Origin of the sequence: Streptomyces sp. NPDC127108 (genome assembly GCF_042677545.1) — a bacterium.
GTDB lineage: Bacteria > Actinomycetota > Actinomycetes > Streptomycetales > Streptomycetaceae > Streptomyces.
Genome location: NZ_JBHXTE010000023.1, coordinates 130183 through 155955, shown reverse-complemented (window position 1 = coordinate 155955; position 25773 = coordinate 130183). Strand labels below are relative to the sequence as shown.

The following is a 25773-nucleotide window of genomic DNA, read 5'->3' as shown; positions in this document are numbered from 1 at the left end:
GGGTCCCGCCACACGGCGGGGCCCACCCCTCGGGGCGTTCCGGGGGCCTGCCCGGCGCACGGCCGCGGTCGCGCGCCGGGCGGGTGTCCTGTTCTCGGGGAATCCGGACAGGTGATCTACTGGCGTGAGCTGTCACCGGTCGCGCACGGTCCGTACGGGGCGCGCGGGGGCCCGCGGCGGCCGTAACCGGCGCCCGAAGCGCCCAACTGGGTAAAACCGTTTGGCGAACATGCGTAGGGTGCAGAAAACCCTTCAGGGTGACAGCGTCGGCCCGCAGGGGTGACGACGAGGGCAGGACGGCCGGTGCGCGCGGCAGCGGGGCCGGGAGCGGAAGAAGGGAGCCGGGGCCATGGACGAGCACAAGGAGACCCTCCGGGTGGGCGCGGCCGTGCGGCGTCGGCGGCGCCGCCTCGAGCTGACTCTCGCCGTCGTCGCCGGACGCAGCGGCCTTTCGGTGCCCTTCCTCAGCCAGGTCGAGAACGAGCGGGCCCGGCCCAGCATGCGTTCCCTGGAGCGGGTCGCCGACGCCCTCGGCACGACCGCCGTGGAACTGCTCGCCGCCGCCGACCCGGCCTGCACGGTCGACGTGGTGCGCGCCGACGACGACGTGAGCCTCGCGGGCGGCACCCCGGAGACGCACGTGCGGGACCTGGTGCGCGGCCACCACCAGCTGCACGCCTTCGAGTACGTCGGCGACCACGACGAGGGCCGCGAGTTCCAGCACCGCAACGACGAGCTGATGTACGTCATCGGTGGCGCCGTCGAGGTCGAGGCCGAGGGGCGGGCCTACCGCCTCGGACCCGGCGACAGCCTGTACCTGACGGGTGGGGTGCGGCACCGCTGGCGGGCCACGGCCGCCGACGCGCGCGTCCTGGTCGTCGCGGTCGGCGACCACATCGAGGCCGTGGACGGCGAGCGGCGCTGACCGATGCCCTCCGTGCGGGTGGTGTCCCTGGTGCCGTCGCTGACCGAGGCGGTCGCCGTGACCGCGCCCGGCACGCTGGTCGGCGCGACCGACTGGTGCACGCACCCGGCGGACCTCGACGCCGTCCGCGTAGGCGGCACCAAGAACCCCGACGTCCCGGCGATCGTGGCGCTCGCGCCCGACCTCGTGATCGCCAACGAGGAGGAGAACCGCGCGCCGGACATCGCGGCGCTGCGGGCGGCGGGCGTCGACGTCCTGGTCACCGAGGTGCGGGGGCTCGACCAGGCGTTCCGTGAGCTGGAGCGGGTCCTTGACGCGTGCGGGGCCGAGCGGCGGCCGGGGTGGCTGGTGGCCGCGGAGGCCGCGTGGCGGAATCTCGGGGCCCCGTCGGCCGGAGCCACCCGTCACGCCGGACGCCTCCGAGCCGCGGTGCCGATCTGGCGCAGGCCCTGGATGGTCCTCGGGCGGGACACGTTCGCGGGGGACCTGCTGGCCCGGCTAGGGGTCGACAACGCGTACGCGGGGCACGCCGAGCGCTACCCCCGGGTGCCCGTCGAGGAACTGCGGGCCGCCGGGCTCGACCTGGTGGTCCTGCCGGACGAGCCGTACCGGTTCACGCGGGACGACGGGCCCGAGGCGTTCCCGGAGACACTGCCCGCCGCGCTCGTCAGCGGTCGCCATCTCACGTGGTACGGACCGTCGTTGGCCGAGGCACCCGAGGTGCTGGGCGCGGCGCTGCGGGCCGTGTACCGCTGACGTCCTGACAGGCCGTCTCAGCGCGGAGCCGCGAGGAGCTTCCCGCCGGCCACACCGCGCAGGGTCTGGACGAGCGCCACCAGCCACGCCGACACGAGCACGACGAACAGCGCCACGGCGAGCCAGTCGTACGCCGCGAGGCCGGTGTGCCTGCCCAGGCCCTCGGCGCCCGTCACGCACGTACCGACGGGGAAGGTGAAGGCCCACCAGGTCATCGCGAAGCCCATGCCGCGCCGCCGGGCCCGCAGCACCAGCGCGGCCGCGAGCGCGAGCCACATCAGGGCGAAGCCCATCACGGGCACCCCGAAGAGCACGGCGAAGACGGCGAAGCCCTGGTCGTAGGGGGCGGGCAGGACGCCGGGGGCGACGTCGGCGAACTTGTTGGCGGCGGTGGTCGACTGGCCGAGCGGGCCGAGGACCAGGAACAGGGTGGGGGTGAGCGCCAGCGGCAGCGGGCCGTCGTGGACCAGGCGCCCGAAGATCAGGGGCAGCATCACCAGGGTGGCGAGCAGGCTCAGGCCGAACATCGCGAAACAGCCGTACAGCAGGGTCTGCTGTGCCTGCCCCGCGGGCAGGTGCGGGACGAGCAGGGGGCCGACGGCCGCCGACACCATGGGCGCCACGACGGGCAGCAGCCACACGGGCGAGGCGCTGCCGGGCCGCACGCGGTGGCGGACCACCATCAGGTACGGGATGGCGACGGCCGCGGCGAGGCCGATGGCCGTACCGGCGGTGAACAGGACGGTGTCGAGGGCGACCGCCGCCGTGGTGCCGATCCAGTCCGAGCCGACGAGCATCGCGCCCGCGCCCACGGCGAGCAGCGCCATGGCCAGGCAGCCGTAGAACGGGGCCATGCCCGGGTCGGCGAGGTGGGCGCGGGCCTGGTCGCGGTGGCGCACGTGGTGGACGGCGCGCGCGCCGAGCAGCGTCACCAGCATCACCAGGGACAGGGCCCACACCCCGGTCACGGCCGAGCGCAGGCCCGGGACGTCCACGGGCAGGGCGGCGCCCGCGTTGGCGATGATGGCGGTGCCCATCACGGAGGCGTACCAGTTCGGTCCGAGGTGGCGGACGCTGCCGGAACGGGGCCCGCCGGCCGGATGGGCCGAGGAGGGCGAGGCCGACGAGGGAAGGGGTGCGACGGTGACCATGCCTCCACGGTGCGCCCGTCCGGCCGGGCCCACCAGAGACGTCTTCGCTATGAGGGCATAACCTGGACTTATGACTGGTTCGGGTGCGGGGGAGTCGGCGGGGTCCGGTGCCGGTGGCGTGCCGGGTGCCGCGAGCGCGTCGGACGGCGTTTCTTGTACGACGGGTGCGGCGCCGCTGGCCCACCGAGTGCCCGACCTGGCCGCCCTTGAACTGCTCCTGGCGGTGGCGCGCCTCGGCAGTCTCGGCAGGGCCGCGCGGGAACTCGGCATCACCCAGCCCGCGGCCAGCGGCCGGATCCGGTCCATGGAACGGCTGCTCGGCGTCGCCCTCGTGGACCGCTCGCCCCGCGGGTCACGGCTCACCGAGGCGGGTGCGCTCGTCACGGACTGGGCGCGGCGGATCGTCGAGGCGGCCGAGGCCTTCGACGTGGGGGCGCAGGCGCTGCGGGACCGGCGGGACTCGCGGCTCCGGGTCGCCGCGAGCATGACCATCGCCGAGTATCTGCTGCCCGGCTGGCTCATCGCGCTGCGCGCGCGGCGGCCGGACACGGCGGTGTCCCTGCTCGCCGGGAACTCCGCGGTGGTGGCCGGGCGGCTGCTCGCCGGGGAGGCCGACGTCGGGTTCGTCGAGGGGATCGGGGTACCGGCCGGGCTCGACGGGGTCGTCGTCGCGCAGGACCGGCTCGTCGTGGTCGTCGCGCCGGGGCACGCGTGGGCGCGGCGGCGGGCGCCGCTCGGGGCGGCGGAGCTCGCGGCTTCGCCGTTGATCCTGCGGGAGGAGGGGTCCGGTACGCGGGCCGTCCTGGAGGCCGCCCTCGGCGGGCTCGCCCGGCCCCTGCTCGAACTGTCCTCGACCACCGCCGTGAAGTCCGCCGCCGTCAGCGGGGCCGGGCCCGCCGTGCTCAGTGAGCTGGCCGTGGGGGAGGAGCTGGCGGCTCGGCGGCTCGTCGGGATTCCCGTGGACGGGGTGCGGCTGCGGAGGGAGCTTCGGGCCGTCTGGCCGGTGGGGCACGTTCCGGCCGGGCCGGTGCGGGAGCTCTTGAGCTTGACCCGGGGGGTCGGCTAGCCCTTGTCGTGGGGCGCCCTCCCCGCCTTACGCGGCCCTGCGCCCCCGGCCGCCCGCGTCCTCCCCTCGGCCTGCGCCCGGGTTTTCTCCCACCCGCCCACCCGTTTTCCCTTGGACGCGGGGTGGGCGTCTCGCCCTGCGCGACCTGCGGCCCCTGCCGACGGCGTCGCACCCCCGGCCCGCGCCCCGGGAAGGGCGGGAAGCAGACCGGGTTCGGGCGTGGTGAGTGTGAGGGCGGGAGCGGGGGCGGACTTCGGGGGGCCCGGGTCAGGGGCCGGACGTCGCCGCCTCCACCAACCCCCTCATCACCCGCACGTCCACCCCTGCCTCCGGATGCCACTGCACCCCGAGCACCCACCCCGGAGGGGGCAGTTCGATGGCCTCGACGGTGCCGTCGGCCGCGTGGGCGGAGGGGATGAGGCCGTCGCCCAGGTGGTCCACGGCCTGGTGGTGGTAGGTGGGGACGTCGGTCGCGGGGTCGGGGACGATCTCGGCGTACCGGGTGCCGGGGACGTGCTTCACCGTGTGGGCGCTGAAGACGCCGGGTGCCGCCGCGTGGCCGTCCAGGTGCTGGACGAGGGTGCCGCCGAGGGCGACGTTGAGGAGCTGCATGCCCCGGCAGATGCCGAGCAGGGGTGTGCCGGAGTCCAGGGCCGCCCGGATCAGGGCGAGTTCCCAGGCGTCCCGTTCGCGCGCGGGCGGTCCGGTGCGGTCCTCGCGGGCCGCGCCGTAGTGGGACGGGTCCACGTCGGGGCCGCCCGCGATGACGACGCCGTCGAGGCGGGCGACGACGTCGGCGGCGTACCGCGGCTCGTCGGGCGGCACCATCGACGCGAGGCCGCCCGCGGCCTGGACCAGGCGTGGGTATCCGGCCGGCAGGAGGGCGGCCGGGAGTTCCCAGACGCCCCAACTCGCCTTCGTCTCCAGGTAGGTGCTGATGCCGATCAGCGGCCTGCGGGCTGCCGCCTCCGTGGTGTGCAACGTACTCAACAGGGTCTCCGTGTCGCCGTACTGGGTGCCGTCGTGCCGTCGTGCAGTCATGCCGTCGTCCTGGGAGCGGGCGCCGCCCCACTCACTTCCGTTCCAGCTCCGCCTCCGCCTCCGCGAGGGCCGCGAACTCCTCCTCCGGGGCCCGTGCCACCAGATGCTTGCGGCTGTAGAGGCCGAAGTACGCGATCGCCACGACGTACACGCCGAGGGCGATGAACGCCGCCGTGACGTCCACGAGGAACGTGGCGACCAGGGCCGCGCAGGCGAGGGCGAGGGCGACGGAGGAGGTGAGGACGCCGCCGGGGGTGCGGTAGGGGCGGGGGAGGTTCGGTTCGCGGCGGCGCAGGACGATGTGGGAGAGGGACATCAGGGCGTACGAGATCGTGGCGCCGAACACCGCCACGTTCAGCATGCGGGCGCCGTCGCCGGTGGCCGCCGCCAGGCCGAAGCCGATCGCGCCGGGGACGACGAGGCCCAGGTAGGGCGCCTTGCGGCTGCTGGTCAGGGACAGGAAGCGGGGCAGGTAGCCCGCGCGGGACAGGGCGAACAGCTGGCGCGAGCCCGCGTAGATCAGGGAGAAGAACGACGCGACCAGGCCCGCGAGGCCCGCGTAGTTGATGACGCGGCTGAGGGCCGTCGCCTCGCCGTCCGGCTGGAGCGCGTCCACGAGCGGGTTGCCGGTGTCCTGGATCGCCGCCGAGCCGCGCGCCCCGGCGGAGGCGAAGAAGGTGAGCAGGGCGAGGACGACCAGGATGCACAGGGACCACCGGATGGCGCGCGGCAGGGTGCGCGCGGGGTCCTTGGTCTCCTCGGCGGCCAGCGGCACGCCCTCCACGCCCAGGAAGAACCACATGCCGAACGGGAAGGCCGCCCAGATGCCGAGGAGCCCGAGCGGCAGCCACGAGTTGGAGCCGAAGGCGTCGTGGTCGACGGCGATGTCGTTCAGGTGGGAGGAGTCGAAGTCCATGAACGCGCCGACGGCGAAGACGAGCAGCGCGGCCACGGCGATGCCGGTGACGACGAAGCTGAACCGCAGCGCCTCGCCCACGCCCCACAGGTGGATGCCGATGAAGATGACGAAGCAGGCCAGGTAGACGGGCCAGCCGGACTCCAGGCCGAAGAGGTTCAGGGACTCGACGTAGTCGCCGATGAAGATGGAGATGGCGGCGGGCGCGAGGATGTACTCGATCAGGATCGCCGTGCCGGTGAGGAAGCCGCCCCAGGGGCCGAGCGCCCTGCGGGCGAAGCCGTAGCCGCCGCCGGCCGTGGGGAGCACGGACGACAGCTCGGCGAGCGAGAAGACCATGCACGCGTACATGACGCCCATGAGCGCCATGGCGATGCCGAGGCCGCCGAAGCCGCCCTCCTTGAGGCCGGAGTTCCAGCCGGAGAAATCGCCGGAGACGACGTAGGCGACGCCGAGGCCGGTGAGGAGGACCCAGCCCGCGTTGCCGCGGCGCAGGGCCCGCCGTTCCAGATAGTCGTCGCCTTCCCCGGCTTTCCCGGCCTCTTTGGCGGCGCGGCCCTTCGATGGCTCGGTGGACTCCAGGCTCATGGCACGGCTCCCTGCGGCGGCATTCAATGGAATGGAGCCATACCTTTGCGGTGGTGGGGGTGAGAAAGCAAGACCCTTGCGGTTACGCCGTGGTTAAGCACGCGGGCGGTGGGGGAGTCGGGGCGCGCGTGCCCGCACGGCTCGGCCCGGGTCTCCCGCGCCGCCGCGCCCCCGCTAGGGCCGCGTCTCCGCCTCAGGTCAGGAACCCCCGCAGCAGCGCCGCCGTGCCCGCGCAGTGCTCGCGCATCATCTCCCGCGCGCCGTCCGCGTCGCCGTCGAGCACCGCCTCCACGAGCGCGCTGTGCTGGCGCTGGGAGTGCTCCAGGTTCCGTACCAAAAGGGGGATGCAGTCCAGGAGGTCGTTGACCGTGGCGCGGACCGCGGCGTACTGCGCGGTGAGCGACGGGGAGCCGGACAGCTCGGCCAGGGTGAGGTGCAGCAGCGTGTCCTGGCGGCGGTATTCGGCGAGCGGCGCGTCATGGGTGCGGGCGAGCGCATCGCGCAGCCGCCCCGCCTGGCCGTCGTCGAGCCCGTGCGCGGCGCACAGGCCGGCCGCGCCCACCTCCAGGACCTCACGGAAGCGCAGCGCGTCCTCCACGTCCACGTCCGCGATGCGCCGGCGCAGCTCGTCCTCGCCCGCCGCCTCCGGGCGCGGGCGCACGAACGTGCCGCCGTAGCGCCCCCGGCGCGACTCCACGAGCCCCTGATCCTGGAGCACCTTCAGGACCTCGCGCAGCGTGACCCGGCTGATCCCGAGCCGCTCGGCCAGCTCCCGCTCGGCCGGAAGGCGCTCGCCGCCCGGCACCAGGCCGAGGCGGACCACCTGGAGGATCTGCTCCAGGGCCTCCTCGAAGCCGTTGCCCGCCCGGACCGGACGCAGGACCTGCGTCAGCCGGTCGTCACCCCGCAGGTGCGAGTCGTCCGTCTCTGGGTGCGACATCTGCCCGTACCCCCTTCCCAAGCAATGGTTCTCGGCAATACCTTATGGCCACTCGGCTGACCCAAGGAGGCTTTTCCCGTGGCAGACCGCACACCCCCGCTCGGCATCGAGGAGCTGCGTGCTCTCGTGGCGAGCGGCGAGATCGACACTGTCGTCCTGGCCTTCCCCGATATGCAAGGGCGGCTCCAGGGCAAGCGGTTCGCCGCCCGGTTCTTCCTCGACGAGGTCCTCGAGCACGGCACGGAAGGCTGCAACTACCTTCTCGCCGTCGACACGGAGATGAACACGGTCGACGGATACGCGATGTCCTCCTGGGACCGCGGCTACGGCGACTTCGCCATGCACGCCGACCTCTCCACCCTGCGCCGCGTCCCCTGGAACGAGGGCACGGCCCTGCTGATGGCCGACCTCGCCTGGAACGACGGCGAGCCCGTCGTGGCCGCCCCGCGCCAGATACTGCGCCGCCAGCTGGACCGTCTCGCCGAGCTCGGCTACAGCGCCCACGTCGGCACGGAGCTGGAGTTCATCGTCTTCAAGGACACCTACGAACAGGCCTGGGACGCGGGCTACAAGGGCCTGACGCCCGCCAACCAGTACAACATCGACTACTCCGTCCTCGGCACCGGACGCATCGAGCCGCTCCTGCGCCGCATCCGCAACGACATGGCCGCCGCGGGACTGACCGTGGAGTCCGCCAAGGGCGAGTGCAACCCCGGCCAGCACGAGATCGTGTTCCGCTACGACGAGGCCCTCGTCACCTGCGACCAGCACTCCATCTACAAGACGGGCGCCAAGGAGATCGCCGCGCAGGAGGGCGTCTCGCTCACCTTCATGGCGAAGTACAACGAGCGCGAGGGCAACTCCTGTCACATCCACCTCTCGCTCCAGGACGCCGACGGCAACAACGCCATGGCCGGCGACGGGCCCGGTGGGATGTCCGACGTGATGCGGCACTTTCTCGCCGGGCAGCTCACGGCACTGCGCGACTTCTCGCTCCTCTACGCGCCCAACATCAACTCCTTCAAGCGCTTCCAGCCGGGATCCTTCGCGCCGACGGCCGCCGCCTGGGGCTACGACAACCGCACCTGCGCGCTGCGCGTCGTCGGCCACGGCCGCTCCCTGCGCTTCGAGAACCGGCTCCCCGGCGGCGACGTCAACCCCTACCTGGCCGTCGCGGGCCTGGTCGCCGCGGGCCTGTACGGCATCGAGCAGAAGCTGGAACTGCCCGAGGCCTGCACCGGCAACGCCTACACCGCCGACTACGAACACGTCCCGACGACGCTGCGCGAGGCCGCCGAGCTCTGGGAGAACAGCCCCATCGCCAAGGCCGCCTTCGGCGACGAGGTCGTCGCGCACTACCGCAACATGGCCCGGGTCGAGCTGGACGCCTTCGACGCCGCGGTGACCGACTGGGAGCTCCGCCGCTCCTTCGAACGCATGTGAGGCACTTCCTTGCTTGAGTCCCTTCAGGTACTGAACCCGGCGACGGAGGACGTCGTCGCGACCGTCCCCGCCGCCACCGCCCAGGACGTCGACGCGGCCGTGGCACGCGCCGCCGCGGCCCAGGTGAAGTGGGCCGCCGCGGCCCCCGCCGACCGCGCCAGGATCCTGCGCCGCTTCGCCGCCGTCATCGACGAACACATCGAGGAACTGGCCCAGTTGGAGGTGCGCGAGGCTGGTCACGTCATCGGCAACGCGCGCTGGGAGGCGGGCAACGCCCGCGACCTGTTCGACTACGCGGCCGGTGGCGCGGAACGGCTGAACGGCCGCCAGATCCCGGTTCCCGGCGGCCTGAACGTCACGATCCTCGAACCCCTCGGCGTCGTCGGCGTCATCGCGCCCTGGAACTTCCCGATGCCCATCGCCGCCTGGGGCACCGCCCCGGCCCTCGCGGCGGGCAACGCGGTCGTCCTCAAGCCCGCCGAGACGACGCCCCTGACCGCCCTGCGCCTGGCCGAGCTGGCCCTGGCGGCGGGCCTGCCCGAGGGCCTGTTCCAGGTCCTGCCCGGGGAGGGCGCCGTCGCCGGGAACGCGCTCGTCGAGCACCCGGGCGTCGCCAAGATCGTGTTCACCGGCTCCACGCGCGTCGGCAAGCAGATCATGGCCAAGTGCGCCGACCGCGTGAAGCGCCTGACGCTCGAACTCGGCGGCAAGAGCCCCAACATCGTCTTCGCCGACGCCGACGTGGAGGCCGCCGCGCTCGCCGCGCCCGGCTCCTTCCTCGACAACTCCGGCCAGGACTGCTGCGCCCGCACCCGCATCCTCGTCGAGCGCTCCGTCTACGACCGCTTCATCGAGGTCCTCGCGCCCGCGGTCGAGTCGTACGTCGTCGGGGACCCGGCCGACGAGAAGACGCAGATGGGGCCGCTGATCTCCCGGGCCCAGCTGGAGCGGGTGCGGTCCTACGTGCCCGCCGGCGCCGGGATCCGCGGCAGCGCCCCCGAGGGCCCGGGCTTCTGGTTCCCGCCGACCGTCCTCACCGACGCAGGGCCGACCTCCCCGGTCGCCGTCGAGGAGGTCTTCGGGCCGGTCGCGGTCGTGCTGCCCTTCGACGACGAGGCCGACGCGGTCCGCCTCGCCAACGCCACCGAGTACGGCCTGTCCGGCTCGGTCTGGACGCGGGACGTGGGCCGGGCGCTGCGCGTCTCGCAGGCGGTACGGGCCGGGAACCTGTCCGTCAACTCGCACTCCAGCGTGCGCTATTGGACCCCCTTCGGCGGCTACGGACAGTCCGGCCTCGGGCGAGAGCTCGGCCCGGACGCCCTCGCCGCGTTCACCGAAACCAAGAACGTCTTCATCAGCACGGAAGGGCCCGCTCAGTGACCCAGGCTCAGGAAAACATCTGCCGTCGCCTCGTCGGCCGCACCGCCGTCATCACCGGCGCCGGCAGCGGCATCGGCCTCGCCACCGCCCGCCGCCTCGCCGCCGAGGGCGCGAACGTGGTGTGCGGCGACATCGACGAGACCGCGGGCAAGAAGGCCGCCGAGGAGGTCGGCGGCACCTTCGTGAAGGTCGACGTGACCGACGCCGAGCAGGTCGAGGCGCTGTTCAAGACGGCGTACGACACCTATGGCTCCGTCGACGTCGCCTTCAACAACGCGGGCATCTCGCCGCCCGACGACGACTCCATCCTCGACACCGGCCTGGAGGCCTGGAAGCGCGTCCAGGAGGTCAACCTCACCTCCGTGTACCTGTGCTGCAAGGCCGCCATCCCCTACATGCGGCGCCAGGGCAAGGGCTCCATCATCAACACGGCCTCGTTCGTGGCCCGGATGGGCGCGGCCACCTCGCAGATCTCGTACACCGCGTCCAAGGGCGGCGTCCTCGCCATGTCCCGCGAGCTGGGCGTGCAGTTCGCCCGCGAGGGCATCCGCGTGAACGCGCTGTGCCCGGGGCCGGTCAACACCCCGCTCCTGCAGGAGCTGTTCGCCAAGGACCCCGAGCGCGCCGCCCGCCGCCTCGTGCACATCCCCGTGGGCCGCTTCGCCGAGGCCGAGGAGCTGGCCGCGGCGGTCGCGTTCCTCGCCAGCGACGACTCGTCGTTCGTCAACGCCACGGACTTCCTGGTCGACGGCGGCATCTCCGGGGCGTACGTCACGCCCCTGTAGTCCATCGGTTGGGCCGGCAGTTCACCCAGAGGCCACCGTCCCGTCAGCCGGGCGTCGCGAGGCGCCCGGCTGACCTGCGTAGACAGGCACCGTGTTCATGAAGATCAAGCACCCCTTGGCTGCCGCTGTCGCCGCGGCGGCCGCCCTCGCCGTCGCCGGGACCGGCCTCGCCACCACCGCCCAGGCCGCCCCGGCCCCGCACCGGACCCCCGCGAAGTGCCCCGCCCTCACCGTCTCCAAGGGCTGGTACGGGGACAACAAGGACCGCCTCCAGGACCTCCTCGACACCTACGGCCGCTGCGGCGACACCTACGACAAGCGCCACAAGCCCCTCGCCGTGTTCGACTGGGACAACACCGTCATCAGGAACGACGTGGGTGACGCCACCATGTTCTGGATGCTGCGCCACGGCAAGATACGCACCCCCGAGCGCGGCGACTGGCGCACCACGAGCCGTTACCTCACCGCGCCCGCCGCCAAGGCCCTCGCGAAGGCCTGCCCGGCCACCGGCCGCACCCTGCCCACCCGCACGAACGCGGCCTGCGCCGACGAGATCGCCGCCGTGTACGGCGAGGGCGCCACGACCACCGGCAAGGAGGCCTTCGCCGGGTTCGACCACCGCCGCATGGAGCCGCAGTACGCCTGGCTCGCCCAGCTCCTGCGCGGCTGGAGCACCGACCGCGTCAAGGGCTTCGCGGCCGCCGCCCGTGCCGAGAACCTCGCCGCGCCCATCGGCGCCGAACAGCGCGTCGGCACCGGCAAGGTCACCGGCTGGGCCCGCTACTACGACCAGCAGCGCGACCTCATCCGCACGCTGAAGAAGGCCGGGTTCGACGTGTACGTCGTCTCCGCGTCGCCCGAGCCGGTCGCCGAGGTCTGGGCGAAGGGCGTGGGCCTCGACGCCCGGCACACCATCGGCATCCGCAACGTCACCCGCGACGGACGCCTCACCGCCCGCCTCAAGGGCTGCGGCTCCGTCGAGGACGGCGCCGACTCGATGATCACGTACATCGACGGCAAGCGCTGCGCCATCAACGAGCGGATCCTCGGCGTGCGCGGCAAGGCCGCCGAGAAGGTCCAGCCGGCCGCGGAGCGCCAGGTGTTCGCCGCGGGCGACTCCGACACCGACGTGTCCTTCCTGCGCGACGCCACCGGCCTCAGGCTCGTCCTGAACCGCAACAAGGCCGAGCTGATGTGCCGCGCCTACGACAACGGCGACCGCCGCTGGCTGATCAACCCCATGTTCATCGAGCCCAAGGGCAAGCAGTCCGCGCCCTATCCGTGCGCCACCACCGGCTACACCGAGCGGGACGGCGCCAAGGCCCCCGTGCGCCGCGCGAACGGATCGGTCATCAAGGACCAACAGGACACGGTGTACGGGGGTTCAACAGCCCCGTAGGACTGCTGTACCGTCCACGCACATGCGTAACAGAAACGTTCTGGCGTTGACGCTGGCCTCGGCCGCCGCCCTGGTGGCCGGGCCCGTCACGCTTCCCGCTGCCGCCGCCACGGCCGCGCCCGCGTCGCACCCCGGCGCCCACTGTCCCCAGCTGTCGAAGAAGCTCCCCTGGTACGGCGACAACCGCGCCCGTCTCCAGCGGGTCATCGACGAGCGGGGCACCTGCTCCAACCCGCACCTCGGTCACGGCACCAAGCGCCCGGTCGCCGCCTTCGACTGGGACAACACCATCACCAAGAACGACGTCACCGACGCCACCATCAGCTGGGCGCTGCGCCACGACAAGATCCTGCGCCCCAAGAGCTGGAAGTCCTCCAGCAAGTGGATGACGGCCGCGGGCCACCGCGCCCTCACCAAGGCCTGCGGCACCAAGGTGCCCGTCGGCAAGCCGCTGCCCACCTCCACCAACGGCGCGTGCGCCGACGAGATCCTCCAGATCCGCGAGGACGGCACCACGATGAGCGGCGCCGCCGCCTTCGAGGGCACCTGGAACCACCGCCGCACGGTCCCGCAGTACGCCTGGGTGCCCCAGCTGTTCGCCGGACACACCGTCAAGGAGGTGGAGTCGTACGCGAAGAAGGCCCGCAAGGAGGCCCTCGCCGCGCCGATCGGCACCACCCGCACCATCGGCAGCCACACCGTGCCGGGGTACGTGCGCTACTACGACCAGCAGCGCGACCTGATCCGCACCCTGAAGAAGGCCGGATTCGACGTCTACATCGTCTCCGCGGGCTCCGAGCCCGTCGCCGAGGTGTGGGCGGGCGGCGTCGGCATCGACCGCAAGCACACCGTCGCCATCCGCTCCGTCCTCGACGGCAAGGGCCGCATCACCACCTGGAACCAGGGCTGCGGTGGCGTCGGCGTCAACAAGGGCGAGGTCATCCCGTACATCGACGGCAAGCGCTGCTTCGTCAACCAGGAGATCTACAAGGTCAAGGGCAAGAAGGCCTGGGACAAGCAGCGCTGGAGCAAGCGCATCGCGATCGGCGGCGGCGACGCCGACACCGACGTGACGTTCGTCGGCGACGCCACCGGCGCGCACCTCGTGCTCAACCGCAACAAGAGCGAGTTCATGTGCCGGGCGTACGACAACGCCGACGGGCGCTGGGTCGTGAACCCGATGTTCATCGAGCCGCTGCCGCAGAAGAGCGGCACGTACCCGTGCGCCACGGCGGGCTACAACGCGCCGGACGGCAGCAAGACGCCCGTGCTGCGCGGTGACGGCTCCGTGGTGCCCGACCAGGTGGACTCGGTGTACTGAGGCCGGTCGGTGTACCAGGACCGTTCGGTGTACCGAGACCGTTCGGTGTACCGAGACCGTTCGGTGTACCAGGACCGTTCGGTGTACCGAGACCGTTCGGTGTACCAGGACCGTTCGGTGTACTGAGACCGGACTGCCGGTGACGGGCCGGGTTCCGCACGGAGCCCGGCCCGATCGGGTTGGTCGTGGCTTCCGGCCACGTCCTAGAGTGCCGGGATGAGCATGTCGCCTCCTCCCGGCTGGTACCCGGACCCGTCGACGCCCGGCACCGAGCGCTGGTGGGACGGGGCCGCGTGGACCGAGCACCGGCGCGCGCCCGCCGCCCCCGCCGCGTACCAACCGCCGCAGCCGCAGCCGGGCTTCGCCACCACCGTGATCCAGCCGGTGCCCGCGGGCGGCGGGAACGGCGGCAACCGTGCCAAGACCGTCGCCATCTGCGCCGCCGGTGCCGTCCTCGTCGCCTCCATCGTCACCGGCGTCGTCGTGCTCCAGGGCGACGACGGCGACCCGCAGGGCAGCACCGCCCCCACGACCTCGGCGGTGGACACCCCGAGCCCGACGCGGTCCACCCCCGCGCCGGAGACCTCCACGCCCGACGAGGACCCCGACACCCTCGTCGACCAGCTCAACGGCATCACACTGCCGGTGCCGAACGGCTGGGAGAAGGCCGAGAACACCGTCGGCGACGAACTCACCCTGCAGACCCCCGACACCTACGACTGCCCCGGCGACCCCGGCCTCTGCCGCCAGGGAAAGATCACGTCGAGCACGGCCACGGGCACCGACGAGCGCTCACCGGAGAAGCTCGCCAAGAAGGACATCAAGGACGCGGTCGACGCCGCGTACGACGAGGACTCCATCGGCCGCGAACCGTTCGGCGGCATGACCCGGCACCAGCAGGTCAAGGCGGGCACAGTCGCGGTCGGCGGCCGCAGCGGCTACTTCGTGCGCTGGCGCGTCCACACCGAGAAGGGCCCCGGCGGGTACGTCCAGTCCCTCGCGTTCCCGTCGAGCACCGGGTCCGAGGCGATGGTCGTCGTCCGCTTCACCATCGACGCGGCGAAGGGCGCGCCGCCGCTGTCCGACATCGACGAGGTCATCAAGGGCATCAGGCCGGTGGGGGACAGCGAGACGGGCGGGGGAGTGGGGAACAGCGTCGAGCCGACGCCGTGAGGCGGAGCCGCGGAAGGGCCGCCTTCGAGGCGGCCCGAAGGGCTGGAGGAGTCCGAAGGGCTATTGGAGGAGTCCGAAGGGCTATAGGAAGGTGTGGCCCTCACCGCGGTACGTCGGCACGGTCCCCGTCACCCGGTCACCCTCCACCAGATACAGCTTCTCGAACCGCTCGCACAGCTCACCGGCCTTGGCGTGCCGGAACCACACCTTGTCCCCGATGCGCAGATCGTCCGCGGGCGGACCGAGCAGCGGGGTCTGCACCTCGCCCGCGCCCTCCTGCGGGTCGTACCGCAGCCCGTCCGGCAGATACGGCACCGGGGAGCGGTCGGCCCCCGCGACGCCCGACGCCGGATAGCCGCCGCCGAGCACCGTGACCACACCGGGTCCCGGCCTGCGCACGACCGGCTGGGCGAACAGGGCGGCCGGACGCCCGCTGAACGACGTGTAGTTGTCGAAGAGCCGCGGCACGTAGAGCCCCGAACCCGCGGCGATCTCGGTCACCGCGGCCTCTGCGGCGGTGTGCTGGACGCTGCCCGTGCCACCGCCGTTCACGAACTCGAGGCCGGGGGCGGCGGCCCGGACCGCGCGCACTGCCGCCGCACGGCGGTCCGCCAACTCCTTGCGGGCGGTGGCCTGCATCATCCGCACGACCCGCGACTTGGCCGGATGCCCCTCGACGGCGTCCCCGACCCCGGCCACATGGCCCTCGTACGCCATCACGCCCACCAGCCGGAACCCGGGCCGCCTGCTGATCGCCCGGGCCAGGGCGGCGACCTGCGCGGGCTCGTGCAGCGGTGAGCGCCGCGCCCCGATCCGCACCCGGCCGCCCAGCAGTTGCAGGGACGTGTCCAACTCCAGGCAGACCCGGACCTCTTCACGGCCGCCGTCGCGGGCGTCGTCGATGAGCCGCAGCTGCGCCGGGTCGTCGACCATGACGGTGACGGCGGCGGCGAGCTTGGGATCCCCGGCCAGCTCCGCGAAGGCGGCACGGTCGGCGGAGGGGTAGGCGAGCAGGACGTCGCCGAAGCCGGAACGGGCGAGCCACAGGGACTCCGCCAGGGTGTACGACATGATGCCCGCGAAGCCGTCCCTGGCGAGCACCCGCTCAAGGAGCGCCCGGCACCGCACGGACTTGCTCGCCACCCGGATCGGCTTGCCCCCGGCCCGCCGCACCAAGTCGTCGGCGTTCGCGTCGAACGCCTCCAGGTCGACGACGGCGAGCGGCGCGTCGAGGTGCGCGGTGGCCCGGTCGTAACGGGCCCGGTCTGCGGCTCGGCCTCTCATGAACGCAGCCTGCCAGACGTGGCTACCGCAGGGTAGGGGATGATCCGGGCAGATCCCCCGGGGCCACGGACTGATGCCCGTGGGTGTCGGGTCAGCCCGTAGAGTGACGCGCACGCAGGGAGCGCGCGACGCGACGGAACGGGGGGTGCATGAGCACGGAGGCGCGACGGCCCCCCGTCCCCCCACGTCCCGGCACCCCACCACGGGTGCCACCACCCGCACGCCCCGCGACCACCCCCTCACCCGAACCCACCACGCCGCCTTCACCCGCTGCTCCATCCGGCCCAACGGGGACGCATCCGGCTTCGGAGGGGACGACCGCTTGCCTTGACGACGGCTTGTCCTCTGGATCCGGCTCCGGCTCCGCGGCGACGGCCACGGGTTCCGGGGTGGCATCCATCGGCTCCGCTGCCGCCAGTTCCCGCCCGAACAGGGCGGCCTTGGGGTCGGACGGCGTGGCTTCCGGCCCTGTGACCACAGCCTCCGGGCCCGGGGCGGCCTCTGCTGGTTCCGCTGCGGCCACGTCCGGCCCGGGCAGGGCGGCCTCTGGTTCGGGCAGCTCGGCCTCCGGCCCTGATGCGGCGCCCTTCGGGCCCACCGCCACTGCCTCCGGCTCTGGCGCAGGCCAGTTCGGCAGCGGTCCCGCCTCGAATATTCCTCCTGTGCCGTCCGCTCCGCCCGTCCCGACGGAGCCGCCGCCTCCGGCCGCGACCGCGCGTTTTCCCGACGTTCGTCCGCCGAGGGCGCGTGGGGACGTGACGCGCGGGTCGGGCGAGACCCCGGCCGGTGGTTCGTCCCGTGGTCCGTCCCATGGCGATACGTCTCTGCGGGGTATGGAGGACGGCTCCGGCGCGTCCGGCGCCGCGGGCACGGTCGGCGCCGGTGGTGCGGCCGGGCCGGGCGGCGGTGCCGACCTCGACGAGGAGCCGTCGGTGGACGACCAGGACGCGCTGGTCGCGGACCTGTTGGCGCCGTTCGACCGGGTGCGGTTGCCGAGGCCCGCGCGGGAGGACGCCGTCGCCGAGCGGGCGCCGGACACACCGCCGCCTCCGCCCGCCTCGGCACGCCTGCCGGACGCGCCGCCGTCGGTGTCGCCGCCCGCCGCGAGCCCGGCCTCGACTACCGCGGAAACGAGCGGCACCGCGCCCGTACCGCCGCCGTCGAGCATCCCCAACCCGCTCCCCGCTGTGCCGACTTCGCGTCCGCGCCCGACGGAGGCCCGGGCCGCCGCCATCCCCGCCATGCCGACCATTGCCCCGGGGATGCCCGCACGCCCGACGAGCCCTCCCGCCACCGCGTCCGTGCCGGACGCCCATGACCGGCATGCCGCCTCGTCACCGGGGGCACAGGACCGACGTACTGGCGTCGCTGCGGCCCCGGGTGCGCGGGACTTGCGTACTTCCATCGCTCCCGCTCAGGGTGCGGGGGATGTGCCTGCCGAAGGCGCGGCCGGTGCTACGCCGGGTGTGGAGGATCGCCGTAACGCCGCTGCCCCGGCCCCGGGTGCGCGGGATGTGCGTACCTCCACTGCTTCGGCTCAGGGCGCGGGAGATGCGCGTGCCGAGGCCGCTGCCGGTACTGCTCCGGGTGTGCAGGACCGGCTTGCCGCCGCTACTTCGGTCCCAGGTGCCCGGGACCCTCGTCCCTCCACCGCCCCTGCTTCGGGGGCGAGGGACGCGAGCGTCGAAGCCGCCGCCGGTACCACGCCGGGCGCGCAGTACCGCCGCACCGCCGCCACCCCGACTCCGGACGTCCGGGACCCGCGTACCGGCACCCCCCCGGCCCAGGGCGCCAGGTATCCGCGTACCACCACCGCCCCCACCCCGGACGCGAAGGCCCCGCGTACCACCACCCCCGCCCCGGTCGCGAAGACCCCGAGCCCCCGCACCACCCCCGCCCCGGACACGACCGCCCCGCGTGCCGAAGCCACCGCCCCCGCGCCTGGCGCGCAGCGTCGACGTACCGAGACCACCATTCCGGCCGGAGACCCCCGCGCCGCCACCCCCCCAACCGCCCCGGCAGGCCGTGCGCAGCCCAAGCCGGGCGGCTCCGTTCCCTTCGCGCGCACGGGCAGCGTCGGCGCGGAGACCGGCCTCACCGCGCCGCCGACCCGGCCCGGTGTCGAGCCGGGAGGCCGGAGTGGTGCGAGTGGTGTCACGGGCGCCGGGACGGGGGTCGGGCGTGGCTTCGCCGCGCGGCGGGCCGTCGGGGCCGTGGACCTGACGCCGGGGCCCGACACGGGGCGCCCCTTCGTATTTCTGGCGCGGCCCGCGCTGTACGACGACACCACCACCCGGCTGCGCCCCGTCGGCGCCTGGGTACGGCCCCGGGCGGCGGCCGCGGCGGCCTGTGTCGTGCTGGGGCTCGGGCTCATCGGCGGTGCGGCCACGGGGAGTTGGCTGACGGGGGAGTCGGACGCGGCGGGCAGCTCGCGGAACGCGTACGTCGAGGCGGGCGAGCTCTGGCACAGCGTGCCCGTCGACGAACTGTTCCCGCCCTCGATCAAGGGCGAGGGCGCGGGCCCCGGCGGCGCCGACCGCACCTGGAACCGCGTCGCCGTCGCCCCCGACAGCACCTGCAAGGACGCCTTCGACCCGCTGCTGCGCAAGGCCCTCGCCCCGGCGGGCTGCCTGCGCCTGCTGCGCGCCACCTACGCGGACGCGACCCGCAGCCACGTCACCACCGTCGGCCTGCTGTTCACGAAGGCGGACGCCGAGGCGATGCGGGCCCTGCGCACCCGGTTCACCGAGGAAGGCCTCGACTCCCGGCCGGACCTGATGCCCCGTCCGTACGCGGCAGAAGGCACCCCCGCCGCCGACTTCGGCGACCTCCAGCGCGCCACCTGGACCCTGTCCGTGCTGCCCGACGCCCCCGTCGTCGCCTACGCCGTCTCCGGCTTCGCCGACGGCCGCGCCGTCACCGACCCGGAGCCCGCCGCCGAGGCCATGAAGGTGGGCGCCACCTCCGCCCCCGCCCAGGCGGGCCTCGGCAACGACGCGAAGGGCATCGCCGACCGCGTCGAGCGCGGACTGCGCAAAACCGTCACCGCGGCCACGGAGAAGTCCTCATGACCCCGCGTGGAATGCGCAAAGCGGCAATCACCGCCCTCGCCGCGACCTGCGTGCTGCTGCCCGCCACCACCACCGCGTACGCCGACGACGGCATCCGCGCCCAGCAGTGGGCCCTCGACGTGATGCGCACCGACCAGGCCTGGCGCACCACCAAGGGCGAGGGCATCACCGTCGCCGTGCTCGACACCGGCGTCGACGCCTCCCACCCCGACCTCGTCGGCAACGTCAGGACGGGCAAGGACATGGTCGGCTTCGGGGCCCGCCGCGGCGACAAGTCCTGGGCTCGGCACGGCACCGCCATGGCCGGGATCGTCGCCGGTCACGGGCACGGCCCGGGCCGCCGCGACGGTGTCCTCGGTATCGCCCCCGAGGCCCGCATCCTGCCGGTCCGGGTGATCCTCGAAGACGGCGACCCCGCCCGCAAGAAGGCCCGCTCCACCCGCGGCAACGCCCTCGCCGAAGGCATCCGCTGGGCCGCCGACCACGGCGCCGACGTCATCAACCTCTCCCTCGGCGACGACTCCAAGTCCGCCCACCCGGAGCCGACGGAGGACGCCGCCGTCCAGTACGCGCTGCGCAAGGGCGCCGTCGTCGTCGCCTCCGCGGGCAACGGCGGCGAACGCGGCGACCACATCTCGTACCCGGCCGCGTACCCCGGAGTCATCGCCGCCACCGCCGTCGACAGCAACGGCGTGCGCGCCCCCTTCTCCACCCGCCGCTGGTACGCCACCGTCGCCGCGCCCGGCGACGACGTCGTGATCGCCGACCCCAACCGCAGGTACTACGAGGGCTGGGGCACGAGCGCGGCCGCCGCGTTCGTCTCCGGCGCCGTCGCCCTCATCCGCGCCGCCCACCCCGGCCTCGGCCCCGCCGAGATCAAACAGCTCCTGCGGGACACCGCACGCGACACCCCGGCCGGCGGCCGTGACGACTCCCGCGGCTTCGGCCTCATCGACCCGGTCGCGGCACTCGCCCGCGCCGACAGGATCAAGCCCCAGTCGCTACGGACGACGGCTCGCACCGAGAAGTACTTCGGCCCCGGCCCGGACAAGGCCCCGGAGGAGGACGGCCCCGCGGGTTGGGTCGGTCCCTTGGCCGGAGGTCTTGGAGTGGCCCTGCTGGCGGCGGGGGTCTGGCTCTGGCGGGGACGGGCGGCGTCGGCGCGCCGGTAGGGCGGGTGCTGTCAGGCGCGGGTGGCCTCGGGTGCCGGTGCGGGAGCCCGGCGGCGCGGGAGGGCGGCCCGCGAGCGCCGTCCCACGGCGGGCTAGGGTCGGACCGTGGTGAACAAGAACATTCCCGACTCCCCCTTCTCCGACGACGACGGGTCGGCCGACCCCGCGCTGCGGGCGGCGCTCGGTGCCTGGGCCGAGGACCGGAGCGCGCACGGGCCGGTGCTCGAGGCGCTGGCGGGGGCCCGGCTCCTCGTGCCCGTCGTCGCCGTGCTGGGTGAGGTCGAGGAGGACGAGCAGGGGCTGCGGCGCGAGAAGACCAGCGACATGGCCGTGCCCACCCTCAAGGCGGGGCACCGCACCGCGCTGCCCGCCTTCACCTCCACCGAGGCGCTGGCCCTGTGGGACCCCGAGGCCCGCCCCGTCGCCGTACCGATGCACCAGGCGCTGCAGGCCGCCGCGCACGAGAAGGCCGACACGATCGTGCTCGACCTCGCGGGCCCCGTCCCGTACGAGCTGAACCGGCCCGCCCTGATCGCCCTCGCCGAGGGCCGCCACAGCGCCGACCCGCTCACGGACCCGGCCGTCGTCGCCGCGGTGCGCGCCGTCGTCGCCGCCGAGCCCGCTGTGCTGCGCGCGCACCTCGGCCCCGGCACGGCCGACGGCACCCTCGCCCTCGTCCTGGACCCCGCCGCCACGCAGGCCGCCGCCCAGCGCGTCGCCGAGGCGCTCGCGGCCGACGAAACACTGAGGGCCCGCCTGGTGCGCGGCCTCGACCTGGCAGTGCTGCCGGCCGAGGCGACGCCACCGGGCGAGCCCCTCTACGTACGCTGACGCGTGGGTGCGGTGCGGCGGGACGTCAGCCGAAGACGGGGCCCGTGTACTTCTCGCCGGGGCCCTGACCGGGCTCGTCCGGCACCAGGGACGCCTCGCGGAACGCCAGCTGCAGCGACTTCAGACCGTCCCGCAGCGGCGCCGCGTGGAAGGAGCTGATCTCCGTCGCGCTCGCGTCCATCAGACCGGCGAGCGCCTGGATCAGCTTGCGGGCCTCGTCCAGGTCCTTGTGGGCCTCGCCCTCCTCGGCGAGGCCCAGGTTCACCGCCGCCGCGCTCATCAGGTGCACCGCGACCGTCGTGATCACCTCGACCGCGGGAACGTCCGCGATGTCGCGGGTCATGGCGTCGAAGCCGGGGCTCTGGGGTGCGTCGTGGGATGCGGGGGTCGCCGCGGGACTCGTGTCACTCATGCCCCTCACCCTAGAGCCGTGTCCCGGCGGTTAGCCCCACCCCCCGGGACCTGCTAACCTTGTGTAACGACCGGCTGGACACCCGCGTGCCAACGCAAGCGTCCGGCCCACAAGTGGAGGCTCCGATCTCCCACCTGGCCGCTCCACGGAGCGGCGGGTCACCGGTCAGGCGGACACCGCGCAGCGCGTGATGCACCGCCCGATGCGCCCCGTGATCATCACGGAGGTGCTCCGGTATTCATTTGGAGCCCCTTCTGTGATCAGTCCGGGGCATTTTTTGTGTTCCGGCGCGGTTGGTCGAGAAAACAGACGTAACGCGGCTGTCCGCCAGACGGTCGCGTGGTGCTACCGAGGAGGATCCATCAGCGCCGAGCCCCGCATCAACGACCGGATTCGCGTTCCCGAGGTGCGACTTGTCGGTCCCAGCGGCGAGCAGGTCGGGATTGTCCCGCTTGCCAAGGCCCTGGAGCTTGCGCAGGAGTACGACCTGGACCTGGTCGAGGTCGCGGCGAACGCCCGTCCGCCCGTGTGCAAGCTCATGGACTACGGGAAGTTCAAGTACGAGTCGGCCATGAAGGCCCGTGAGGCGCGCAAGAACCAGGCGCACACGGTCATCAAGGAGATGAAGCTCCGGCCGAAGATCGACCCGCACGACTACGACACCAAGAAGGGTCACGTCGTCCGGTTCCTCAAGCAGGGCGACAAGGTCAAGATCACGATCATGTTCCGTGGTCGCGAGCAGTCCCGTCCGGAGCTCGGCTTCCGGCTGCTGCAGCGACTCGCGGAGGACGTCCAGGAGCTCGGGTTCATCGAGTCGAACCCGAAGCAGGACGGCCGAAACATGATCATGGTCCTCGGTCCGCACAAGAAGAAGACCGAGGCGATGGCCGAGGCCCGTGAGGCCCAGGCGGCTCGCAAGGCGGAAGCGAAGGCCAACCCGGGCAAGTCGCAGAACGCCGCCGAGGAGGAGCTTTCCGAAGCCCCCGTCGAGGCCCCGGCCGAGGCTCCCGCCGAGGCCTGATCCCCGGACGCGAGTCCAGGGATCGCCAATCGAACACATGACGCTCCGGGATGCCCGGTCTCACGACCGGGCATCGGAGTGCCACTGACGAGGAGAGAACGGCGCTATGCCGAAGAACAAGACGCACAGCGGTGCCAAGAAGCGCTTCAAGGTCACCGGCTCCGGCAAGGTGCTCCGCGAGCGCGCTGGCAAGCGCCACCTGCTCGAGCACAAGTCGTCCCGCCTGACGCGCCGCCTCAGCGGCAACGCCGAGATGGCCCCGGGTGACACCGCCAAGATCAAGAAGATGCTGGGCATCTGATTCGATCTCGCGCCTCCGGCGACGGAGGCTTCCGGCAAGGACCGGGACCAATTCGTTTCCGGGCCGTGTGACGACCACCACGGCCCCGCTACAAGGAGTTAACAAGTGGCACGCGTCAAGCGGGCAGTCAACGCCCACAAGAAGCGTCGGGCGATCCTCGAAGCGGCCAGCGGCTACCGCGGCCAGCGGTCGCGCCTGTACCGCAAGGCGAAGGAGCAGGTCACCCACTCCCTCGTCTACAACTACAACGACCGCAAGAAGCGCAAGGGCGACTTCCGTCAGCTGTGGATCCAGCGCATCAACGCCGCTGCCCGCGCCAACGGCATCACCTACAACCGCTTCATCCAGGGTCTGAAGGCCGCCAACATCGAGGTGGACCGCAAGATCCTCGCCGAGCTGGCCGTGAACGACGCCAACGCGTTCGCCGCGCTGGTCGAGGTCGCGCAGAAGGCCCTGCCTTCCGACGTCAACGCCCCCAAGGCTGCCTGACGTTGTACTGAGTTCGAGCCGTGATTGGACCCGCAGGCCCTGAGCCTGCGGGTCCAGTCGTGTTCGGCTGGAACGTCAGCACCCCTGGACCCCCGCACGCCCACCTGAAAGCGACCCGATGGCACACGGTCCCGAACTGATCTCCCCGCGGTCCCCGCGCGTCAGCGCCGCGCGGCGGCTTGCCAAGCGGAACTTCCGAGGCAAGGAACGGCTGTTCCTCGCCGAGGGGCCGCAGGCCGTGCGGGAGGCCGCCGGGCACCGTGGGGACGGGCGGGCCACGCTCGTGGAGCTGTTCGCGACCGTCGAGGCCGCCGAGCGGTACGCGGACATCGTCGCCGCGGCGCGGGACGCCGGGGCGAGCCTGCACCTCGCCGACGAGAGCGTCATCGCCGACATCTCGACGACCGTCACCCCGCAGGGCCTGGTCGGGGTGTGCCGGTTCCTCGACGTGCCCCTCGCGGAGATCCTCGCCGGGCGGCCCAAGCTCGTCGCCGTGCTCGCCCACGTCCGCGACCCCGGCAACGCCGGGACCGTGCTGCGCTGCGCCGACGCCGCGGGCGCCGAGGCCGTGATCCTCACCGACGCCTCCGTCGACCTCTACAACCCCAAGGCCGTGCGCGCCTCGGTCGGCTCGCACTTCCACCTGCCGGTGGCCGTGGGCGTGCCCGTCGAGGAGGCCGTGCGCGGCCTGAAGGGCGCGGGCGTACGCGTGCTCGCCGCCGACGGGGCCGGGGCGGACGACCTGGACGCCGAGCTGGACCAGGGCACCATGGGCACCGAGACCGCGTGGATCTTCGGCAACGAGGCCTGGGGCCTGCCGGAGGAGACCCGCGCACTCGCCGACGCGGTGGTGCGCGTTCCGATCCACGGAAGCGCCGAGAGCTTGAACCTCGCGACCGCGGCAGCCGTATGCCTCTATGCGTCAGCCCGTGCACAGCGCGCCGCCGGAGGGTGCCGCTCCGTCACCCCCGGCTAGTAGTGTGTCGGGCTCACAGGCCCATTGCGCCGGTTCCGAGAGGCGGGGATACGGGGAATGACTGTCGGCACGAGCAGACCACCGGGAGTGCGGGACATCCTGTCCCCTCCCGCGGGCCAGTCGGGCCAGCCGGGCCAGGCGACCCCGGGCCCCGGCGAGCTCGGCATCGACCCGGACGACCTGCCCGACGGACTCGTCGTCGCCGACGAGACGGGGCGTGTGATCTGCTTCAACGCCGCCGCGGCCAAGATCACCGCAGTCCGTGCCAGCGACGCCATGGGCGCCTCCATCGAGCGGGCCCTGCCCCTGGAGGACCTCGAGGGGCGCCGCTGGTGGCAGCTCACCGACCCCTACGGCGGCCTCGCCACGAGGGTCGCCCAGCCCGAGCGGAACCTGCTGCTGCCCGGCGGCCGGGAAGTGCTCGTGTCCGCCCGGTACGTCCGCGCCCGGCCCACCGGACCGTTGCGCCGCCTCGTGGTCTCCCTGCGCGACACCGAGGCCCGCCGCCGCACCGAGCGCAGCCACGCCGAGCTGATCGCCACCGTCGCCCATGAACTGCGCTCGCCGCTGACGTCAGTCAAGGGCTTCACGGCGACGCTGCTCGCCAAGTGGGAGCGGTTCACCGACGACCAGAAGAAGCTGATGCTGGAGACGGTGGACGCCGACGCCAACAGGGTCACGCGGCTCATCGCCGAACTCCTCGACATCTCCCGGATCGACTCCGGGCGGCTCGAACTGCGCCGCCAGCCCGTCGACATCGGCGCGGCCGTCGGACGGCACATCCAGGCCCACGTCGCCGCCGGGCAGGAGGCCGACCGCTTCCTGGTGCGGGTGCAGCAACCGCTGCCCGACCTCTGGGCCGACCCGGACAAGATCGACCAGGTGCTGAGCAATCTGCTGGAAAACGCCGTGCGCCACGGTGAGGGAACGGTCACCATTGACGTGGCGCCCTCGCCCTCCCTGCGGGTGCGGGGGGCGGCCGACACCGCGGTCACCGTCAGCGACGAGGGTTCCGGTATTCCGGAGGAGTCGATGGGCCGTGTCTTCACCCGCTTCTGGCGGGGCAGCAAACGCGGCGGGACGGGACTGGGGTTGTACATCGTGAAGGGCATCGTCGAAGCGCACGGCGGCACGATCACCGTGGGCCGCGCGGCCGGCGGCGGCGCCCAGTTCCGATTTACGTTGCCCGTGGGAGCCCCGGCGTATCTCCAGTGATCACCGCCGCGGCCGCCCGCGGGCGCATGCGTTCACCGCACCCCCGTTAGACTCGGACGTTGGCACCTTTGTGTCCCCATTTTCGGGACGATCTCAGGACCAGTCGTCTCCGACTAG

23 protein-coding genes are annotated in these 25773 nt (G+C 73.1%); 17 read left to right on the top strand and 6 right to left on the bottom strand.

Annotated features, from left to right (window positions below; all coding sequences use genetic code 11):
* The first annotated feature begins 349 nt into the window (after positions 1-349).
* Together ACFVHO_RS21215 and ACFVHO_RS21210 are read left to right on the top strand one after the other, a co-directional pair.
* Complete coding sequence (locus ACFVHO_RS21215) at positions 350-925, top strand: helix-turn-helix domain-containing protein (RefSeq protein ID WP_030356269.1); 576 nt, start codon at positions 350-352, stop codon at positions 923-925.
* 3 nt (positions 926-928) lie between these two features.
* Positions 929-1681, top strand: coding sequence for a helical backbone metal receptor (locus tag ACFVHO_RS21210; protein WP_385716630.1), 753 nt, complete (start codon positions 929-931; stop codon positions 1679-1681).
* A 17-nt stretch (positions 1682-1698) separates the two neighbouring features.
* On the opposite strand, the gene ACFVHO_RS21205 is transcribed toward ACFVHO_RS21210, so the two are convergent.
* Complete coding sequence (locus ACFVHO_RS21205; RefSeq protein WP_385716627.1) at positions 1699-2832, bottom strand: TDT family transporter; 1134 nt, start codon at positions 2830-2832, stop codon at positions 1699-1701.
* Between the two features lie 70 nt (positions 2833-2902).
* On the opposite strand from ACFVHO_RS21205, the gene ACFVHO_RS21200 reads away from it, so the two are divergent.
* A complete protein-coding gene (locus tag ACFVHO_RS21200) occupies positions 2903-3898 on the top strand; it encodes a LysR family transcriptional regulator (RefSeq protein WP_385716624.1) in 996 nt (331 codons plus the stop codon).
* A gap of 267 nt (positions 3899-4165) precedes the next feature.
* Here the strand turns inward: ACFVHO_RS21200 and ACFVHO_RS21195 are convergent, their stop codons facing one another.
* From ACFVHO_RS21195 to ACFVHO_RS21185, 3 genes are all read right to left on the bottom strand, one after another.
* The gene (locus ACFVHO_RS21195) at positions 4166-4939 is read right to left on the bottom strand and encodes a gamma-glutamyl-gamma-aminobutyrate hydrolase family protein (RefSeq protein WP_385716621.1); all 774 of its coding nucleotides are present in this window, start codon (positions 4937-4939) and stop codon (positions 4166-4168) included.
* A 31-nt stretch (positions 4940-4970) separates the two neighbouring features.
* On the bottom strand, positions 4971-6443 hold the full coding sequence (eat, locus tag ACFVHO_RS21190) for an ethanolamine permease (RefSeq protein ID WP_385716619.1): 1473 nt from the start codon (positions 6441-6443) through the stop codon (positions 4971-4973).
* 193 nt (positions 6444-6636) lie between these two features.
* Positions 6637-7383 carry a FadR/GntR family transcriptional regulator gene (locus tag ACFVHO_RS21185; RefSeq protein ID WP_385716617.1) on the bottom strand — a complete coding sequence of 249 codons (747 nt, stop codon included), beginning with the start codon at positions 7381-7383 and terminating at the stop codon, positions 6637-6639.
* A gap of 78 nt (positions 7384-7461) precedes the next feature.
* On the opposite strand from ACFVHO_RS21185, the gene ACFVHO_RS21180 reads away from it, so the two are divergent.
* The 6 genes from ACFVHO_RS21180 to ACFVHO_RS21155 all read left to right on the top strand — a co-directional run bounded on the left by ACFVHO_RS21180 (position 7462) and on the right by ACFVHO_RS21155 (position 14884).
* A complete protein-coding gene (locus ACFVHO_RS21180; RefSeq protein WP_385716614.1) occupies positions 7462-8826 on the top strand; it encodes a glutamine synthetase family protein in 1365 nt (454 codons plus the stop codon).
* Between the two features lie 9 nt (positions 8827-8835).
* Positions 8836-10206, top strand: coding sequence for an aldehyde dehydrogenase family protein (locus ACFVHO_RS21175; RefSeq protein ID WP_385716611.1), 1371 nt, complete (start codon positions 8836-8838; stop codon positions 10204-10206).
* A complete protein-coding gene (locus tag ACFVHO_RS21170) occupies positions 10203-10991 on the top strand; it encodes a 3-oxoacyl-ACP reductase (protein WP_289953074.1) in 789 nt (262 codons plus the stop codon). Before ACFVHO_RS21175 ends, ACFVHO_RS21170 begins: the two co-directional genes overlap by 4 nt.
* A gap of 97 nt (positions 10992-11088) precedes the next feature.
* Entirely contained in the window at positions 11089-12390 is a 1302-nt protein-coding gene (locus ACFVHO_RS21165) for an HAD family hydrolase (RefSeq protein WP_385716649.1), read from the top strand.
* A gap of 22 nt (positions 12391-12412) precedes the next feature.
* Positions 12413-13711 carry a haloacid dehalogenase-like hydrolase gene (locus tag ACFVHO_RS21160; protein WP_385716607.1) on the top strand — a complete coding sequence of 433 codons (1299 nt, stop codon included), beginning with the start codon at positions 12413-12415 and terminating at the stop codon, positions 13709-13711.
* Between the two features lie 216 nt (positions 13712-13927).
* Positions 13928-14884 carry a DUF2510 domain-containing protein gene (locus ACFVHO_RS21155; protein ID WP_385716604.1) on the top strand — a complete coding sequence of 319 codons (957 nt, stop codon included), beginning with the start codon at positions 13928-13930 and terminating at the stop codon, positions 14882-14884.
* Between the two features lie 81 nt (positions 14885-14965).
* On the opposite strand, the gene ACFVHO_RS21150 is transcribed toward ACFVHO_RS21155, so the two are convergent.
* Entirely contained in the window at positions 14966-16168 is a 1203-nt protein-coding gene (locus tag ACFVHO_RS21150) for an amino acid deaminase/aldolase (RefSeq protein ID WP_385716601.1), read from the bottom strand.
* A 1589-nt stretch (positions 16169-17757) separates the two neighbouring features.
* Here ACFVHO_RS21150 and ACFVHO_RS21145 point away from each other — a divergent pair.
* The 3 genes from ACFVHO_RS21145 (at position 17758) to ACFVHO_RS21135 (ending at position 21242) form a co-directional block, all read left to right on the top strand.
* A complete protein-coding gene (locus ACFVHO_RS21145) occupies positions 17758-19239 on the top strand; it encodes a hypothetical protein (RefSeq protein ID WP_385716598.1) in 1482 nt (493 codons plus the stop codon).
* Positions 19236-20411 carry a type VII secretion-associated serine protease mycosin gene (gene mycP / locus ACFVHO_RS21140; protein ID WP_385716595.1) on the top strand — a complete coding sequence of 392 codons (1176 nt, stop codon included), beginning with the start codon at positions 19236-19238 and terminating at the stop codon, positions 20409-20411. Before ACFVHO_RS21145 ends, mycP begins: the two co-directional genes overlap by 4 nt.
* A 105-nt stretch (positions 20412-20516) precedes the next feature.
* On the top strand, positions 20517-21242 hold the full coding sequence (locus ACFVHO_RS21135) for an SseB family protein (RefSeq protein ID WP_385716592.1): 726 nt from the start codon (positions 20517-20519) through the stop codon (positions 21240-21242).
* A 25-nt stretch (positions 21243-21267) separates the two neighbouring features.
* On the opposite strand, the gene ACFVHO_RS21130 is transcribed toward ACFVHO_RS21135, so the two are convergent.
* Positions 21268-21654: a DUF1844 domain-containing protein gene (locus tag ACFVHO_RS21130; protein WP_385716589.1), complete on the bottom strand. Its 387-nt coding sequence runs from the start codon at positions 21652-21654 to the stop codon at positions 21268-21270.
* Between the two features lie 361 nt (positions 21655-22015).
* Here ACFVHO_RS21130 and infC point away from each other — a divergent pair, with 361 nt between their 5' ends.
* The 5 genes from infC to ACFVHO_RS21105 all read left to right on the top strand — a co-directional run bounded on the left by infC (position 22016) and on the right by ACFVHO_RS21105 (position 25656).
* Positions 22016-22675: a translation initiation factor IF-3 gene (gene infC / locus ACFVHO_RS21125; RefSeq protein ID WP_380853125.1), complete on the top strand. Its 660-nt coding sequence runs from the start codon at positions 22016-22018 to the stop codon at positions 22673-22675.
* A gap of 106 nt (positions 22676-22781) precedes the next feature.
* Complete coding sequence (gene rpmI, locus ACFVHO_RS21120; protein WP_030356288.1) at positions 22782-22976, top strand: 50S ribosomal protein L35; 195 nt, start codon at positions 22782-22784, stop codon at positions 22974-22976.
* 105 nt (positions 22977-23081) lie between these two features.
* The gene (gene rplT / locus ACFVHO_RS21115; protein WP_030356289.1) at positions 23082-23465 is read left to right on the top strand and encodes a 50S ribosomal protein L20; all 384 of its coding nucleotides are present in this window, start codon (positions 23082-23084) and stop codon (positions 23463-23465) included.
* Positions 23466-23583: 118 nt separating this feature from the next.
* The gene (locus ACFVHO_RS21110; RefSeq protein ID WP_385716585.1) at positions 23584-24441 is read left to right on the top strand and encodes a TrmH family RNA methyltransferase; all 858 of its coding nucleotides are present in this window, start codon (positions 23584-23586) and stop codon (positions 24439-24441) included.
* A 57-nt stretch (positions 24442-24498) separates the two neighbouring features.
* Complete coding sequence (locus ACFVHO_RS21105) at positions 24499-25656, top strand: ATP-binding protein (protein WP_385716582.1); 1158 nt, start codon at positions 24499-24501, stop codon at positions 25654-25656.
* The last annotated feature ends 117 nt before the right edge of the window (positions 25657-25773 follow it).

Coding starts and splice junctions, on each gene's coding strand:
- ACFVHO_RS21215 (WP_030356269.1), top strand. CDS start 350: ATGGACGAGCACAAGGAGACCCTCCGGGTGGGCGCGGCCGTGCGGCGT.
- ACFVHO_RS21210 (WP_385716630.1), top strand. CDS start 929: ATGCCCTCCGTGCGGGTGGTGTCCCTGGTGCCGTCGCTGACCGAGGCG.
- ACFVHO_RS21205 (WP_385716627.1), bottom strand. CDS start 2,832: ATGGTCACCGTCGCACCCCTTCCCTCGTCGGCCTCGCCCTCCTCGGCC.
- ACFVHO_RS21200 (WP_385716624.1), top strand. CDS start 2,903: ATGACTGGTTCGGGTGCGGGGGAGTCGGCGGGGTCCGGTGCCGGTGGC.
- ACFVHO_RS21195 (WP_385716621.1), bottom strand. CDS start 4,939: ATGACTGCACGACGGCACGACGGCACCCAGTACGGCGACACGGAGACC.
- eat (WP_385716619.1), bottom strand. CDS start 6,443: ATGAGCCTGGAGTCCACCGAGCCATCGAAGGGCCGCGCCGCCAAAGAG.
- ACFVHO_RS21185 (WP_385716617.1), bottom strand. CDS start 7,383: ATGTCGCACCCAGAGACGGACGACTCGCACCTGCGGGGTGACGACCGG.
- ACFVHO_RS21165 (WP_385716649.1), top strand. CDS start 11,089: ATGAAGATCAAGCACCCCTTGGCTGCCGCTGTCGCCGCGGCGGCCGCC.
- ACFVHO_RS21160 (WP_385716607.1), top strand. CDS start 12,413: ATGCGTAACAGAAACGTTCTGGCGTTGACGCTGGCCTCGGCCGCCGCC.
- ACFVHO_RS21155 (WP_385716604.1), top strand. CDS start 13,928: ATGAGCATGTCGCCTCCTCCCGGCTGGTACCCGGACCCGTCGACGCCC.
- ACFVHO_RS21150 (WP_385716601.1), bottom strand. CDS start 16,168: ATGAGAGGCCGAGCCGCAGACCGGGCCCGTTACGACCGGGCCACCGCG.
- mycP (WP_385716595.1), top strand. CDS start 19,236: ATGACCCCGCGTGGAATGCGCAAAGCGGCAATCACCGCCCTCGCCGCG.
- ACFVHO_RS21130 (WP_385716589.1), bottom strand. CDS start 21,654: ATGAGTGACACGAGTCCCGCGGCGACCCCCGCATCCCACGACGCACCC.
- rpmI (WP_030356288.1), top strand. CDS start 22,782: ATGCCGAAGAACAAGACGCACAGCGGTGCCAAGAAGCGCTTCAAGGTC.
- ACFVHO_RS21110 (WP_385716585.1), top strand. CDS start 23,584: ATGGCACACGGTCCCGAACTGATCTCCCCGCGGTCCCCGCGCGTCAGC.
- ACFVHO_RS21105 (WP_385716582.1), top strand. CDS start 24,499: ATGACTGTCGGCACGAGCAGACCACCGGGAGTGCGGGACATCCTGTCC.